Here is a 14,338-nt window from a genome sequence, read left to right as displayed (position 1 = left end):
CCATCCACAACTTGCGCGGATGGCCGGACCTGCGGAGCCGGCTCATCCTGCTTGCCGGGCGGCGGATGCTCACGCCCCGGCTGGTTTCTGTGTGAAGAAACCGGTTCGCAATGCCGACCCGGCTTTAAATGCTCGGCTCATCAGGGCTGCGTGCCGATCAAGGCTATCGATTGCGGCTATGGCAAGTGGTGCAAACCCGGCGAACAATGCCTGCCCGAAGGCGGATGCGAGAAACTGCTTGAAGGGTCGGAACCTTAGGTTGCCTTGGCCTGCATGGCTTCCTATAAGCGGTCCGATTGTCAGACAGGAGCCCGCCCAATGCGTTTCGCCCATCGTCACCTTCTTGGCATCGAGCATCTGTCGCAATCCGATATCACCGCTATCCTCGATCTGGCCGAAACCTATGTCGATCTGAACCGGCAATCGACGAAGCATTCCGATGTGCTGTCAGGCCTGACCCAGATCAACATGTTCTTCGAGAACTCAACCCGCACGCAGGCCAGTTTTGAACTGGCGGGCAAGCGGTTGGGGGCTGACGTGATGAACATGGCAATGCAGGCCAGTTCGATCAAAAAGGGTGAGACACTGATCGATACGGCGATGACGTTGAACGCGATGCATCCCGATCTGCTTGTAGTACGGCATCCTCATTCCGGCGCGGTGGACCTGCTGGCGCAGAAAGTAAACTGCGCCGTGCTGAATGCGGGTGACGGGCGGCATGAGCACCCGACGCAAGCCCTTCTGGACGCGCTAACCATCCGCCGGGCCAAAGGCCGACTGCACCGGCTGAACATCGCGATCTGCGGAGACGTGGCGCATTCGCGCGTCGCGCGTTCGAACCTGATCCTGCTGGGCAAGATGGAGAACCGCATCCGCCTGATCGGCCCGCCGACGCTGGTACCGTCTCAGTTCGCCGAATTCGGGGCCGAAATCTATGACGACATGAACGAAGGCCTGAAAGACGTCGACGTAGTCATGATGCTGCGCCTTCAGAAAGAACGCATGGACGGCGGTTTCATCCCCTCAGAGCGCGAATACTACCACCGCTATGGGCTGGATGCCGCGAAACTCGCGCTGGCAAAGTCCGACGCCATCGTCATGCACCCCGGCCCCATGAACCGAGGGGTCGAGATCGACGGCACTCTGGCCGATGACATCAACCGGTCCGTCATTCAGGAACAGGTCGAGATGGGCGTTGCCGTCCGCATGGCCGCCATGGACCTGCTGGCGCGCAACGTGCGAGAAGCCGCATGAACGATCTGATCATCGCCCCCCATGAGCGCGGCGTGATCCGCCTGTTCTCGCTGGATATGCGCCCGGAAGAGGTGAAATTCCTGCGCGAACCGGGGGCTGTTGATCAGGTGTTGGGTGTCGAGGGGCTGGATCCAGAACAGATCGACATTTTTCCGGTATCCGACCTCGAAGACCTTGGGCTTTATGGCTATCTCAGCGAAGGCTGTGGTGTCTCGGAAGACCAGTTGGATCGCGCGAAGTTGGACGCCATTGAAGGCTGGGTGATGGTCCTGCGCAGTGCAGCTTTCGGCGGTCAATCAGTAACCCTTTCACCCGATCCCCGCCTGCATCTGATTGGCCTGTACACTGAAGAGGCCACGAACTGGACCGGCGACGTGATCGAGACGGAAAGCGCAAAGCCATACTCGGCCCCGCAAAGCCCGCCAGCGGATACCAATCCAAGCCGCATCGGATCAGCGGTCATTGCCTTGCTGATTCTGATCGCCATCGGAGGTGCCTTGTGGCTGATCCTGTGACATTCTCCTCGGACAAGGGCGCTTATGTCCGCACCAATGCATGGCTCGCCGCCTTTGCAATGGCGGCCGCGATGGTCGTGCTATGGTCGATCGGCAATCCCTACGTCTGGACCGGCGCGCCTGCCGGGTTGGCTGCCATCGGGATCCGCGCGTGGTATTTGGCCTCGGAAGAACTGGTCGCCACGTGGGAAATGACAGACACCACCCTCACCGGTCCCGGTTCGCGCAAGGTGGCGCTGAACCAGATTCAGGCGGTCAACACGATTGGCAGCTTTGTCCAGATCGTCACCAAAGGCGGCGACAAACACCTTATCAAATACCAGGCGGACCCCGCCGCCACCAAAGCCGCAATCGAAAGGGCCATGGCATGAGCAATCTGATTTTCACCAATGCCCGCCTGATCAACCCCGAAGCGGACACAGATAGCATCGGCTGGCTGAAGGTTGCCGACGGTAGGATCGCGGCGCTTGGTGAAGGCGCGGCCCCAGACGCTGACGCGCAGGTGGTCGATTGCGGTGGGCAATGCCTTGCCCCCGGCATTGTCGACATTGGCGTCAAGGTGTGCGAACCCGGTGAACGGCACAAGGAAAGCTATAAATCTGCAGGTCTTGCAGCAGCCGCGGGGGGTGTGACAACCATCGTCACGCGCCCTGATACCCTACCTGCCGTCGACACACCCGAGACGCTGGAGTTTGCCACCCGCCGCGCGCAAGCGGACGCTCCGGTCAACGTCCTGCCGATGGCCGCCCTGACCAAAGGACGCGAAGGGCGTGAGATGACCGAGATCGGGTTCCTGCAGGACGCAGGCGCCGTGGCGTTTACCGATTGCGATCATGTCGTGACCAACACCAAGGTGTTTTCTCGTGCTCTGACTTACACTAAATCCTGCGGCGCACTGGTCATTGCGCATCCGCAGGAGCCGGGGCTCAGCGCTGGAGCTGCAGCCACCAGCGGCAAGTTCGCCGCTCTGCGAGGCTTGCCCGCCGTAGCGCCTATGGCTGAGCGGATGGGACTGGATCGTGACATCGCCTTGCTTGAAATGACCGGAGCCGCCTATCACGCCGATCAGATCACCACGACCCGCGCCCTGCCCGCACTGGAACGCGCCAAGCGCAACGGGCTGGACATCACGGCAGGCACGTCGATCCACCATTTGACACTGAACGAATTGGACGTGTCCGATTATCGCACCTTCTTCAAAATCAAGCCCCCACTGCGATCCGAAGATGACCGGCAAGCCGTGATCGAAGCAGTGCGAACCGGTCTGATAGACACGATCAGCTCCATGCACACCCCGCAGGATGAGGAAAGCAAGCGCCTGCCGTTTGAAGAGGCGGCCTCGGGCGCGGTGGCGCTGGAAACGCTGCTGCCTGCGGCGCTGCGCCTATACCATTCCGAACAGCTGGACTTGCCGACCCTGTTCCGCGCCATGGCCCTGAACCCGGCCAAACGGCTGAGCTTGGAGAGTGGTCGCCTGTCCCAAGGCGCGCCCGCTGATCTGGTCCTGTTCGACCCGGATGTTCCCTTTGTTCTGGACCGCTTTACGCTGAAATCGAAATCGCAGAACACACCGTTTGACGGCCAGCGGATGCAGGGTAAGGTCACCGCAACCTATGTCGCTGGACAAGAAGTGTACCGGAGAGCCTGATGCCCTTGATCGATAGCACAATAACTCAGCTCATCCTGTGGGCCGCGTTGGGATACCTGCTTGGGTCAATCCCGTTTGGCATGATCGTCGCGCGCGTGATGGGTCTGGGAAACCTGCGGCAAATCGGGTCGGGTAATATCGGGGCAACCAACGTTCTGCGCACCGGCAACAAGGGAGCGGCGGCGCTGACATTGTTGTTTGATGCGGCCAAAGGCGCCGCTGCCGTTTTGCTGGCGCGCGTATTGGCCGGTGAAGACGCTGCGCAAATCGCAGCGCTTGCCGCATTTCTTGGTCATTGCTTCCCGGTCTGGCTGGGCTTCAAAGGCGGCAAAGGCGTAGCAACCTTTCTGGGCCTTTGGCTCGCGCTTGACTGGCGCGTGGGTGTCGCCTGTTGTTTGACATGGCTGGTTGCAGTGCTGATCTGGCGTATTTCATCTGTTGGGGCGCTGGCCGCCGCCGCTCTGTCCACAACATGGATTATGGTCCTGACTGATGGCAGTACGTTTTTCCTCGGGATTGCTCTGACATTACTGGTCTACTGGCGGCACAGCGCCAACCTCGCGCGGATTAAGGCGGGCACCGAGCCAAAAATCGGAAAATCGTGACGGCGTCCATCGCTTTCCTGAAGGCGATCGATGATCTGCCCATCGGCACATTCACGGGGGCCGCTGGCCCGCGTAGATATTTGGTTTCGCATCAGATCATGGCAGGTGGGAAATCGCACAAGCTAGTGGCCTATCAACTGGGCGGACCGGACTATATCAGCTTAAACCTTTATCTCACCCGCAAGAGCGGTGCGCTGCTGCGCCCCTGTGAGATGCCCGCTGAGAAAGTGGTTGCCTTTGTTCTGGCGCTCGTGCCTGACGTGCAGGAATGAACAACAGGTCTTTGTGATCGCACAATCACAATTGATTGCTTTGAACGTGAACAGGCCATTCCCCAACTGGGATTTTGTGACGACCAATTACCGGCGTCGCGACAATCAAATCCGGATCGCCCGGGCAAAATTACCGTGCTCTTAAGCGAGCCTATTCACGAAAGGTGAAGTCATGAACAAGTTCAAATCCATAATCAGCGGAGTCGCGCTGTCTGTTGCCATTGCAAGCTCGGCCATGGCCGCAGGTGTTGAAATCAATGCAAGCTCAACCGGCTTGGCAATGCAGGGCTATGACCCAGTTGCCTATTTCACCGTTGGTGAAGCCACCAAGGGCGACTACCGCATTTCCACCCTGCACAACGACGCGCTGTACCGTTTCGCATCGGAAGAGAACAAAGCCGCCTTTGAAGCCAACCCTGAGGCATACCTGCCCGCTTACGGTGGCTACTGCGCATTTGGCACCGCAATGGGCTTCAAGTTTGACGGTGACCCGAATTACTGGAAAATCGTCGACAACAAGCTGTACCTGAACCTGTCGCAGGACATTCAGGAGCGTTGGGAAGGCGACATTCCGGGCTTTGTTGAGCAGGCTAGCGCAAACTGGGAAGACATCGCCGACAAAGACCCGGCTGAACTGCAGCAATAATTCGCTGACAAGACCTTTGTATATCGGCGGCAGATCGTATCTGCCGCCGATCTTCGTTTGAAGGCGCCGTGCCGCGGCCTATTTAGAATCAAAGACAAGCGCCCAGATCAAATGGGCCCGCGCCGGGGACACCGGCTAGCCATCAGGATGGTTCGGAATAGACAAAGCATCACTGATCCGGCTTTTGGGCTGGTTCGTAGTGCTGGGCATAAGGCTGCCAGCCGATTACCGGTCAGCAGATTTCGAGCGAAAGGAAACAGAAGATGACGGGTAAACTTGCACTGTTCACCTCTATCGTGACGCTAGCGGCGGGTTCAGCGATGGCTCAATCCTCGGGCAGTTGGACTGGCTTCTATGGCGGCGCGCAGATCGGCTATGCGGATATCGACACCAACATCTCAGGCGTTGATGGCGATGGTGCCATTGGTGGTATCATCCTTGGATATGACTATGATCTGGGCGACTGGGTAGTTGGCGGTGGCTTTGACTATGACTGGAGCGACATCGACCTGGGCAGCGCTACCACGGTCGAGAAAGTCTGGCGCATCAAAGCGCGCGCTGGCTACAAGGTGAACCCACAGGGTCTGCTATACGGAACCGCTGGTTATGCCGACGCGGACACAAATAATCTGGGCAGCGACAATGGCTGGTTTATTGGTGCTGGCTATGAACAGATCGTCGCCCCCAACATCAGCGTAGGCGGCGAACTTTTGTATCATGAGTTTGATGATTTCAATTCATCGGGCGTCGATGTTGATGCCACGACGCTCCAGTTGCGTGTCGCGTACCGGTTCTAAACAAATGTACGGGTCCGGCGGTCATTGCCGGGCCTCTCCTGTTAGGGCACCAGGATTGTACTGCCGGTGGTCTGACGCGCTTCCAATACGCGATGTGCATCAGCAACCTGATCCAGCGGAAACTCCTGATCGACGTGGATCTTAACCTCGCGCCCATCCACTTTGCCAAACAGACGCCGCGCCATTGCCTGACAAGTAGCGTGATCCGAGATATGGGTGAACAGGGTTGGGCGGGTGATCTTCAAGGATCCTCGTTGCGCAAGCATGCCTAAGTCAACCGGTGGTACTGGTCCCGACGCATTGCCAAATGAAATCATCATACCCAAGGGTTTCAGGCAATCCAGCGACCCTTCGAACGTGTCTGCGCCAATGGAATCCATCACCACATCTACACCTTTGCCGCCGGTGATCTCGGCGACACGTTCGACAAAGTTCTCGGTTCGGTAGTTGATGCAATGCGACGCGCCGTTGAACTGCGCCAGGCTGCATTTTTCATCCGTTCCCGCGGTGCCAATCAGCTTGATGCCTTCGGATTTCGCCCATTGGCAGGCAATCAGGCCGACGCCTCCAGCGGCGGCGTGAAACAAAACGGTGTCCCCCCGACGCAAAGGCGTTGTGCGGTGAAACAGGTACTCGACCGTCATGCCTTTCAGCATCATGGCCGCAGCGGTACGGAACGAGATACTTTCGGGCAGCGGACATACCTGTGCGGCAGGCATCACACGCGCTTCGGAATAGGCCCCGGACGGGCCTGCAGCGTAGGCCGCGCGTTGGCCAGTGGAAAGGTGCGTGACACCTTCGCCCACAGCCTCAATCACGCCGGCTGCCTCCATCCCCAATGCGTGAGGCAATTCAAGCGGATAGAGACCGGTGCGCTGATACACATCAATGAAATTCAATCCGCAGGCATGGTGGCGAATGCGTACTTCTCCCGGCCCCGGATCCCCAAGCGGACGATCCTCAATCCGCAGGGCCTCTGGCCCGCCGTGTTCGTGAATGACGACAGTGCGCGCTGTTTGCTGCATGATACCCTCCGTTGCCTGTTGAAACAAAGCTAACATGCCTGTTCGACAGGGCAATCGTTGTTATCCCTCAAGCATGTTCGGGCAAGATTTTGCAATATGTGCTATAATGCGGGTGGACGTTGTAAATGGGCAGACGTTGCCGGCTGATCCGGTCACACGAATTTGCCGTACCGGATGCATCCCGCGGCGCACCCACGCCAGAGAAGGGGATGAACATGGACAAGACAATCGGTAACCCAATTACCTGGGTCGCCCGTAATCTGCGGGCGACCAGCGATCATGTGTCGGAATCAGTATCCGAAATCGGCAGCGCGGATGTCCGCACCCTGCCAACAGTGCACACGCTGACCCTGCAGGATCTGCGCGAATGCCTGAAAGCCGGATATAACGATTTTCTCGAAACTCGAGCCGATGCGATCTTTATCGTTCTGATCTATCCGATCGCAGGCCTGCTGATGTTCGGTATTGGGCTCAACAAAGACATGGTGCCTTTGCTGGCCCCGCTGGTCATGGGCTTTGCCCTGATCGGACCTGTCGCCGCGGTTGGGCTTTATGAGATCAGTCGCAAGCGGGAACAGGGCGGAGACGTCCATTGGCTGGATGCGTTTGGCGTGTTCCGCTCGCCTTCCTTCGGCGCGATATTGGCACTGGGCTTTTATCTGGTCATGCTGTTGTTGATCTGGCTGATGGTAGCGCAAGGAATCTACGCGCAGACACTTGGGCCAGAGCCCCCAGCCTCGGCAACAGCCTTTATCACCGAGGTATTTACCACCGGAGCTGGCTGGAGCATGATCATCATCGGCACCGCCATCGGCTTCCTGTTCGCACTGGTCGCGTTGGCGCTGAGCGTGGTCAGCTTTCCATTATTGCTTGATCGCAAAGTGGGCGTTCCAGTGGCCGTGGTGACCTCGGTTCGGGTCTTGCGTCAAAACCCGGGCGTGATCCTGACTTGGGGTGCGATCGTGGCGACGCTTCTGATATTGGGCGCCATACCGATTCTGCTGGGCTTGATCGTAGTGATGCCCATTCTGGGTCACGCCACTTGGCATCTGTATCGCCGGGCGGTCGCCTGACCGCGCGGCGTCAGCTTAGCCGGAGACTTTAAGAACGATCTTGCCGATATGGCCCGATCCTTCCATCCGCGCGTGCGCAGCGGCGGCTTCAGCCAAATCGAATTCGGAATCCATCACAGGCGCAACCTTCCCGGCCTCAAGCAAGGGCCAGACGGCTTCACGCAAGTCTTGCGCAATGCGTGCCTTCGCCAGATCGCTTTGCGGACGCAGAGTACTGCCGGTCAGGGTTAGACGCTTGACCATCATCAGCGCAAAGTTCAGTTCGACCACCGGACCTTGCAGGAATGCGATTTGAACCAAACGACCATCTTCGGCCAGCGCTTTGACGTTGCGCGGGATGTAATCGCCGCCCACCATATCGAGGATTAGGTTTGCGCCACCCTCCGCACGCATCGCAGCCACGAAGTCTTCATCGCGATAATTGATCGCCTTCTCAGCCCCCAATTCGACACAAGCCGCACATTTCTCAGCCGATCCGGCCGTGGCAAAAACCCGAGCGCCAAATGCATTGGCCAACTGGATCGCGGTCGTGCCAATCCCGCTTGAACCACCATGGACCAGAAAACGTTCCCCCGCTTTCAGGCCACCCCGCGTAAATACATTGGACCAGACGGTAAAGAAGGTCTCTGGCAAGCAGGCAGCTTCTTTCAAACCCATGCCCGTAGGAACAGGCAAGCAATGCGCGGCAGGAGCGGCTACATATTCGGCATAACCGCCACCTGGCAGCAGGGCGCAGACCTGATCGCCAGTCGCCAGCCCCTCAACACCCGTGCCAATCGCGACAACCTCTCCTGAGGCTTCCAAACCCGGCAGATCGCTCGCACCCGGAGGCGGATCATACGCCCCCGCCCGTTGCAGCGCATCAGGACGGTTCACCCCGGCATAGGCTACTTTCAGAACCACCTGACCCTCCGCCGGTTCCGGCATCGGGCGTTCGGTCAATTGCAGAACGTCCGGGCCACCCGCTTCGGTAATCTCAACAGCGCGCATCGTCTGGGTCATGGGCATATCTCCTTTGCCTCTTGCCTAGCAGTCAGTAGCGTAGAGGCCCAGCAACAAGTGGAAACGTTGCGACTATTTCCCCGATGACAGCGAACCGGGCAAGTTGTCTGGCATCTTCACCGGAGCCTTCACCTGACCCGCAAGCCAGTTGGGCACAGCCAGAAACGGCTTCAGCAGCGGATTGTCATTCACCTGCGCCTTGAGCTTTTCGAACTGCATCACGCCCTCGATCCGGCGATCGAGGAATTCCCATGTCGCCTGATAATCCGGACTGTCATCGCCCAGCCAATACAATAGTGTTGAAGAATAGACGCCCGACAGAGTGGCACGTTTGGTGTACCAGTTCACGTCATCCGAAGTATCGCCAAGCGCTGTCCAGATCTGGTCACAGGTGCCCCAGACCGCCTTGGCCCCATCTGCGGCATAGATTGGCAACGCGAACAGAGTCACACCCCGGCGCACGGCCTCTTTGTCTTCGACTGCCTGTAAACGAAAGCGGACAGCGGCGGCGATCTTGTCACGAAACTTCAGCCCACTTAGATCCTCAGTATTGACACGATCCAGCATTGCCGCATCACCGCGCGCATGGAAGGCCAGTGCCAGATCGACAGCACCGCGCGGGCAGATGGCACGGGCCAGTCCAGCACCCAGACCGCAATCGGAAATCGCTGCACGAAAACTTGTTTCCGACCAACCGTCAAAGGGCACATGGTCGAGAATCGCGTTCAGAAGTTGTTCTTTGGTATCTTCATAGGTAGCGGTCATTTCGGCTCTCCGAGGCTGCGGGTCCAGTACTAGACAAGTTAGGCGCGCTTTGCTATACGGCCACCTCCTGCAATTTCCTTGCAACTCTATCTAGAAAGGTGGTGACAACCACATGCAGGTTAGTGTTCGCGACAATAACGTCGATCAGGCGCTTCGTGCCCTGAAGAAAAAGCTGCAGCGCGAAGGCGTGTTCCGTGAAATGAAGCTGAAGCAACATTTCGAGAAACCGTCCGAGAAAAAAGCGCGCGAGAAAGCTGAAGCGATCCGCCGTGCCCGTAAACTGGCACGTAAGAAAGCACAGCGCGAAGGTTTGCTCTAAGAGCCTACCGCGACTCGTCCAGCTTTGGATGACACTATTTGACGACCCCCGAGGCCCCGCCCGGGGGTTTGTCGTTTTTTAGGGCGGATATTCTCGCCCATTCCCGGCTTTACCCTCGCGGCAACCTGCCGATTTTGATGCAATCGCCTATGTCGGCATTTTACAGCGCAGCGAATCGCCGCTCGGTTGCATTCTGCCGCCGAAAATCGCCCAACGCCGCACCTACCCTGTTCAGCGTTCTTTGATCGTCTGTAAGTGAGGCCGTCCACTCAGACATAACCAAAAACGGAGGCACTGATGTCGACAGCAAGTACGGTTGAGCGCGAAATGCTCGCGCTGATCAACCAAGAGCGCACATCCCGCGGTCTTGATCCCCTGGAACTTGAACGCAACCTGAATGAATCATCCGAGGACCACAGCAGCTGGATGCTGGACACCGACCGGTTCAGCCACACCGGTCAGGGTGGTTCATCCGCGACCCAACGGATGCAAGCCGCAGGGTTTGACCTGTCCGGCAGTTGGCGCACCGGAGAAAACATCGCCTGGCAATCCGAGCGCGGCGCACCAGGCATCAGCGATGATGTCGCGCAATTGCACCAGAACCTGATGAACAGTCCCGGCCACCGAGCCAACATTCTGAACCCCGATTTTAAGTATATCGGCATCGGGATCGAAGAAGGCGACATGCAGGGGTTCGATGCAGTCATGGTGACGCAGAACTTTGCCGCGACACAAGGCGAGGTCGATCTTGATAACGGCGGCACCACCCCGCCAGTGGCCCCACCGGCCGAAGAGGTTGTTGAGCCGGAGGAAGAAGAGGTCACCACTCCTACCGAACCTGAAGCGCCGGATACCGACGTCACCGAGACTGAGGAACCAGTTGACGAAACACCGGTGGCGGAAGTTCCTGAAACCGAAGAACCGGCTGAAGAGACCCCAGACGAGGACGTTACTGAAACCGAAGAACCAACGGACGAAACTCCGGACACCGATGTGACAGAGACCGAGGGACCTGCGGACGAAACGCCGGACACTGACGTCACTGAGACCGACGACCCAGTCGAGGAGACACCGGAAACTGATGTCACCGAAACTGAAGAGCCGGAAACGCCTGATACCGACGTGACTGAAGTTGAAGACCCGGAACCTGAAGTGCCGGATACCGACGTCACCGAGGTCGAAGAGCCAGAATTACCTGAGGTTGTCGTTGACAATGGTGCACCGGGCGCGGACTGCTTTGACGTTCAGGCCTTCCTTGCCGGGATCGAAGCGTTTGTTAACGCACTGCAGGCCCATTTTGACCAGTTCGATTGGTCTCCGGTGCAGCAGGCCGATACGACCCCGGAAATGGATGATTTCGATCTTGTGTTCGACACCGACGTCGCTGACGACATGATTGAAACCGTTGAAACCACAATCGAAGACACGAATGACGATATGTGCGGCATGTTTGTATTTGAAATGAACTGCGGATTTGATTGGGGCTAATCAAACCGTTCAGGTGCGGGGGATCACTCTCCCGCACCACATGCCAGCCAAATCAGTAGATTTTTGGCACGTGTAGCTCATCCGGCAGAATACGCCGTTCGTATTCGGGATTATAGCGCCGATCCGGCAAGTTGACCTTTTCTTGCGGCACATCCTCATAGGGGATCTTGGTCAACAGGTGCTCGATACAATTAAGCCGTTCGCGCTTTTTGTCATTGCCTTCAACGATATACCATGGCGCCTCGGATATGTTGGTGCGAAAGAACATATCCTCTTTGGCCTTGGTGTATGCCTCCCACCGGATGCGGGATTCCAGATCCATGGGCGACAGCTTCCACTGCTTCATTGGGTCGTGAATGCGCATCAGGAATCGCAGTTGCTGTTCTTCGTCTGTAATCGAGAACCAGTACTTAAGCAGAATAATCCCCGACCGCACCAGCATCCGCTCGAATTCGGGAACGTCCTGAAAAAACTGTTCAACCTGATCTTCGTCGGCAAACCCCATCACGCGTTCCACACCCGCTCGGTTGTACCAGGACCGATCGAAGAACACGATCTCACCCGCCGCAGGCAAATGGGGCACATAGCGCTGAAAATACCACTGGCTTTGTTCCCGTCTGCTAGGCGCAGGCAAGGCGACCACGCGCGCGACCCGCGGGTTCAAGCGCTGTGTTATGCGTTTGATCACCCCACCCTTGCCAGCACTGTCGCGGCCTTCGAACAGGATGCAAACCTTGGCCCCGGTGTGAACCACCCAATCCTGTACCCTGATTAGTTCGGCCTGCAGACGCAAAAGGTTACGAAAATAGACCTTGCGATCCAGCATATCAGGATGCTGATCCTTGTAGATCTTACGCACCTCGACCGAGAGCATTGGTTCGCTGAATTCGATCTCGAAATCTTCATCCAGCGAATCTTCCAGTTCGGCTTCCAGCCAATCTTTAGGGGTGCTGTCATGTTCGTAAACCAAAGTCTGCTCCTTATCGTCTTCGGGTTCGGACCATACAGGGCCAGTGTAACCATCGGATGTCAGCGCGCATTGCCAATGTTTCACTTATGGTCGGAACTATAGATTTTGAACCGGTCTGAAGGCAGATACAAGCGGTCAGGATGAAACGCGGCCATCGGGTGCGGAAGAGTTCAAACTGGCAGGGCCGTCGTTTTGAAAACCGTGCGCAAAGCAAAAGAGCTTTGCATCTGCGCCACGCCGGGCAAGCGAGACAGGTACTGCCGATGTATGCGCGCGAAATCTTCGGTATTTTCAGCAACCACCTTCAGAATATAATCCGCTGTTCCGGCCATCAGATGACATTCTAGTACATCGGGAATTCGGGCTACTGCCTTTTCGAAGGATTCAAGCACCTCTTCCGCTTGTCCCTGCAAAGTAATCTCGACAAACACAGTTGTTGGCACATTCATTTTACGTGCATCCAGCAATGCGACGTAATCTTTGATATAACCTTCTGCCTCAAGCCGTTGAACACGGCGGTGGCACGCCGATGGTGACAGGTTGGCCTGTTCGGATAGCTCTGAATTAGACATCCGACCTTTGCGCTGAAGGGCTGCCAGAATCTTTCGATCGGTCGCATCTATCATCATCGGCGCACATCCATTGCGTAGTATTTAACTATCTTCGGATAATTTCCTACAATTCCACCATTTGGCAAGCAGGGTTTCACAAAAATTGCACAGCATAATGCCCATAATTTAGGCAGTTTATGAATGGAGTCTCACATGAAAATCGGCTGCCCCAAGGAAATCAAACCCCAGGAGTTCCGCGTCGGGATGACCCCGAACGCGGCTGGCGAGGCTGTGGCCCGTGGTCACGAAGTCATCATCGAAACCGGTGCCGGGATGGGCTCGGGCTTTGACAATGATGCCTACGTCGCGGCAGGAGCTCGCATCGTCGACACTGCAGAAGAGGTGTTCGCCACCGCCGACATGATCGTCAAGGTCAAGGAACCTCAGGCGGTCGAGCGTAAAATGCTGCGCGAAGGTCAGTTGCTGTTCACCTATCTGCACCTGGCGCCCGACCCAGATCAGACCCACGACCTGCTGGAATCCGGCTGTACTGCGATTGCCTATGAGACTGTTACTGACTCAAATGGCGGCCTGCCTCTGCTGGCCCCGATGTCGGAAGTTGCCGGTCGTTTGGCACCGCAAGTCGGGTCCTGGACTTTGCAGAAGGCCAACGGTGGCCGCGGCGTTCTGATGGGCGGCGTTCCGGGTGTTGGCCCTGCAAAGGTAATCGTCATTGGTGGCGGTGTTGTCGGTACTCACGCCGCCAAAATCGCGGCGGGTATGGGCGCAGATGTCACCGTGCTGGACCGCTCGTTGCCGCGTCTTCGGTATCTGGACGATGTATTCGGCGGAACTTTCAAGAACCAGTATTCGACTGCCGGTGCGACAGCCGAGCTGATTCAGGATGCCGACCTTGTCATCGGTGCGGTTCTGATCCCGGGTGCAGCAGCTCCGAAGCTGATCTCGCGCGAACAGCTGTCGACCATGAAGCCCGGCGCGGCTCTGGTAGACGTTGCGATTGACCAGGGCGGCTGCTTCGAAACCTCGAAAGCCACCACCCACGCAGATCCGGTTTACGAAGTTGACGGCATCATGCACTACTGCGTCGCCAACATGCCCGGCGCGGTTGCCCGAACCTCAACTATCGCACTGGGCAACGCAACCATGCCGTTCATGCTGTCGCTGGCAAGCAAGGGCTGGAAGCAGGCCTGCAAGGACGACGCACACCTGCTGGCAGGTCTGAACGTCCACGCCGGCAAGCTGACTTACGAAGCGGTAGGCACCGCCCTCAACATCGACTCTGTCGATCCGACAACTCTGCTAAACTAAGAGCACTTCCACCTCTGAAAGCGTCCTTTTCCAAAGGACGCTTTACAGACTTGGGCCTGGCGCCGCGCCAAATGCGCGG

17 protein-coding genes are annotated in these 14,338 nt (G+C 57.5%); 12 read left to right on the top strand and 5 right to left on the bottom strand.

What is annotated here, in order from left to right; all coding sequences use genetic code 11:
• Nucleotides 1-318 precede the first annotated feature (318 nt).
• The 8 genes from ACR0DU_RS16965 to ACR0DU_RS16930 all read left to right on the top strand — a co-directional run bounded on the left by ACR0DU_RS16965 (nucleotide 319) and on the right by ACR0DU_RS16930 (nucleotide 5,737).
• Complete coding sequence (locus ACR0DU_RS16965; protein ID WP_010443613.1) at nucleotides 319-1,254, top strand: aspartate carbamoyltransferase catalytic subunit; 936 nt, start codon at nucleotides 319-321, stop codon at nucleotides 1,252-1,254.
• Nucleotides 1,251-1,769, top strand: a complete 519-nt coding sequence (locus ACR0DU_RS16960; RefSeq protein ID WP_480876120.1) for a hypothetical protein — start codon at nucleotides 1,251-1,253, stop codon at nucleotides 1,767-1,769. Before ACR0DU_RS16965 ends, ACR0DU_RS16960 begins: the two co-directional genes overlap by 4 nt.
• Nucleotides 1,754-2,140, top strand: coding sequence for a hypothetical protein (locus ACR0DU_RS16955; RefSeq protein ID WP_480876118.1), 387 nt, complete (start codon nucleotides 1,754-1,756; stop codon nucleotides 2,138-2,140). Before ACR0DU_RS16960 ends, ACR0DU_RS16955 begins: the two co-directional genes overlap by 16 nt.
• A complete protein-coding gene (pyrC, locus tag ACR0DU_RS16950; RefSeq protein WP_480876116.1) occupies nucleotides 2,137-3,417 on the top strand; it encodes a dihydroorotase in 1,281 nt (426 codons plus the stop codon). The genes ACR0DU_RS16955 and pyrC overlap by 4 nt, the downstream gene beginning before the upstream one ends.
• Nucleotides 3,417-4,022, top strand: coding sequence for a glycerol-3-phosphate 1-O-acyltransferase PlsY (gene plsY / locus ACR0DU_RS16945; protein WP_480876114.1), 606 nt, complete (start codon nucleotides 3,417-3,419; stop codon nucleotides 4,020-4,022). The genes pyrC and plsY overlap by 1 nt, the downstream gene beginning before the upstream one ends.
• Complete coding sequence (locus tag ACR0DU_RS16940; protein ID WP_010443608.1) at nucleotides 4,019-4,294, top strand: hypothetical protein; 276 nt, start codon at nucleotides 4,019-4,021, stop codon at nucleotides 4,292-4,294. The genes plsY and ACR0DU_RS16940 overlap by 4 nt, the downstream gene beginning before the upstream one ends.
• Nucleotides 4,295-4,466: 172 nt before the next feature.
• On the top strand, nucleotides 4,467-4,940 hold the full coding sequence (locus tag ACR0DU_RS16935; protein WP_010443607.1) for a YHS domain-containing (seleno)protein: 474 nt from the start codon (nucleotides 4,467-4,469) through the stop codon (nucleotides 4,938-4,940).
• Between the two features lie 263 nt (nucleotides 4,941-5,203).
• Entirely contained in the window at nucleotides 5,204-5,737 is a 534-nt protein-coding gene (locus tag ACR0DU_RS16930; RefSeq protein ID WP_480456126.1) for an outer membrane protein, read from the top strand.
• A 41-nt stretch (nucleotides 5,738-5,778) separates the two neighbouring features.
• Here the strand turns inward: ACR0DU_RS16930 and ACR0DU_RS16925 are convergent, their stop codons facing one another.
• Entirely contained in the window at nucleotides 5,779-6,762 is a 984-nt protein-coding gene (locus ACR0DU_RS16925) for a quinone oxidoreductase family protein (protein ID WP_480456125.1), read from the bottom strand.
• A 215-nt stretch (nucleotides 6,763-6,977) separates the two neighbouring features.
• Here ACR0DU_RS16925 and ACR0DU_RS16920 point away from each other — a divergent pair, with 215 nt between their 5' ends.
• Nucleotides 6,978-7,835, top strand: coding sequence for a DUF2189 domain-containing protein (locus ACR0DU_RS16920; RefSeq protein WP_029622266.1), 858 nt, complete (start codon nucleotides 6,978-6,980; stop codon nucleotides 7,833-7,835).
• A 15-nt stretch (nucleotides 7,836-7,850) separates the two neighbouring features.
• Here ACR0DU_RS16920 and ACR0DU_RS16915 read toward each other — a convergent pair whose 3' ends face one another.
• Nucleotides 7,851-8,837 (bottom strand): NAD(P)H-quinone oxidoreductase, encoded by a 987-nt coding sequence (locus ACR0DU_RS16915; RefSeq protein WP_480456124.1) that lies wholly within the window; start codon nucleotides 8,835-8,837, stop codon nucleotides 7,851-7,853.
• Between the two features lie 72 nt (nucleotides 8,838-8,909).
• On the bottom strand, nucleotides 8,910-9,602 hold the full coding sequence (locus ACR0DU_RS16910; protein ID WP_480876112.1) for a COQ9 family protein: 693 nt from the start codon (nucleotides 9,600-9,602) through the stop codon (nucleotides 8,910-8,912).
• 112 nt (nucleotides 9,603-9,714) lie between these two features.
• Here ACR0DU_RS16910 and rpsU point away from each other — a divergent pair, with 112 nt between their 5' ends.
• Together rpsU and ACR0DU_RS16900 are read left to right on the top strand one after the other, a co-directional pair.
• Nucleotides 9,715-9,921, top strand: coding sequence for a 30S ribosomal protein S21 (rpsU, locus tag ACR0DU_RS16905; protein WP_005614280.1), 207 nt, complete (start codon nucleotides 9,715-9,717; stop codon nucleotides 9,919-9,921).
• Between the two features lie 297 nt (nucleotides 9,922-10,218).
• On the top strand, nucleotides 10,219-11,409 hold the full coding sequence (locus tag ACR0DU_RS16900; protein WP_170781286.1) for a CAP domain-containing protein: 1,191 nt from the start codon (nucleotides 10,219-10,221) through the stop codon (nucleotides 11,407-11,409).
• A 52-nt stretch (nucleotides 11,410-11,461) separates the two neighbouring features.
• Here the strand turns inward: ACR0DU_RS16900 and ppk2 are convergent, their stop codons facing one another.
• Complete coding sequence (ppk2, locus tag ACR0DU_RS16895) at nucleotides 11,462-12,379, bottom strand: polyphosphate kinase 2 (protein WP_170781317.1); 918 nt, start codon at nucleotides 12,377-12,379, stop codon at nucleotides 11,462-11,464.
• Nucleotides 12,380-12,549: 170 nt separating this feature from the next.
• The gene (locus tag ACR0DU_RS16890) at nucleotides 12,550-13,008 is read right to left on the bottom strand and encodes an Lrp/AsnC family transcriptional regulator (RefSeq protein WP_010443599.1); all 459 of its coding nucleotides are present in this window, start codon (nucleotides 13,006-13,008) and stop codon (nucleotides 12,550-12,552) included.
• A gap of 135 nt (nucleotides 13,009-13,143) precedes the next feature.
• Between ACR0DU_RS16890 and ald the strand changes: the two genes are divergently transcribed.
• Nucleotides 13,144-14,259 carry an alanine dehydrogenase gene (gene ald / locus ACR0DU_RS16885; protein WP_170597235.1) on the top strand — a complete coding sequence of 372 codons (1,116 nt, stop codon included), beginning with the start codon at nucleotides 13,144-13,146 and terminating at the stop codon, nucleotides 14,257-14,259.
• The last annotated feature ends 79 nt before the right edge of the window (nucleotides 14,260-14,338 follow it).

It is taken from the genome of Ruegeria sp. G2 (assembly GCF_056533505.1).
This window is presented reverse-complemented; position numbering and strand designations above follow the sequence as displayed.

Coding starts and splice junctions, on each gene's coding strand:
- ACR0DU_RS16920 (WP_029622266.1), top strand. CDS start 6,978: ATGGACAAGACAATCGGTAACCCAATTACCTGGGTCGCCCGTAATCTG.
- ACR0DU_RS16965 (WP_010443613.1), top strand. CDS start 319: ATGCGTTTCGCCCATCGTCACCTTCTTGGCATCGAGCATCTGTCGCAA.
- ACR0DU_RS16930 (WP_480456126.1), top strand. CDS start 5,204: ATGACGGGTAAACTTGCACTGTTCACCTCTATCGTGACGCTAGCGGCG.
- ald (WP_170597235.1), top strand. CDS start 13,144: ATGAAAATCGGCTGCCCCAAGGAAATCAAACCCCAGGAGTTCCGCGTC.
- ACR0DU_RS16915 (WP_480456124.1), bottom strand. CDS start 8,837: ATGACCCAGACGATGCGCGCTGTTGAGATTACCGAAGCGGGTGGCCCG.
- ACR0DU_RS16960 (WP_480876120.1), top strand. CDS start 1,251: ATGAACGATCTGATCATCGCCCCCCATGAGCGCGGCGTGATCCGCCTG.
- ACR0DU_RS16910 (WP_480876112.1), bottom strand. CDS start 9,602: ATGACCGCTACCTATGAAGATACCAAAGAACAACTTCTGAACGCGATT.
- ACR0DU_RS16890 (WP_010443599.1), bottom strand. CDS start 13,008: ATGATGATAGATGCGACCGATCGAAAGATTCTGGCAGCCCTTCAGCGC.
- plsY (WP_480876114.1), top strand. CDS start 3,417: ATGCCCTTGATCGATAGCACAATAACTCAGCTCATCCTGTGGGCCGCG.
- rpsU (WP_005614280.1), top strand. CDS start 9,715: ATGCAGGTTAGTGTTCGCGACAATAACGTCGATCAGGCGCTTCGTGCC.
- ACR0DU_RS16900 (WP_170781286.1), top strand. CDS start 10,219: ATGTCGACAGCAAGTACGGTTGAGCGCGAAATGCTCGCGCTGATCAAC.
- ACR0DU_RS16935 (WP_010443607.1), top strand. CDS start 4,467: ATGAACAAGTTCAAATCCATAATCAGCGGAGTCGCGCTGTCTGTTGCC.
- ACR0DU_RS16925 (WP_480456125.1), bottom strand. CDS start 6,762: ATGCAGCAAACAGCGCGCACTGTCGTCATTCACGAACACGGCGGGCCA.
- pyrC (WP_480876116.1), top strand. CDS start 2,137: ATGAGCAATCTGATTTTCACCAATGCCCGCCTGATCAACCCCGAAGCG.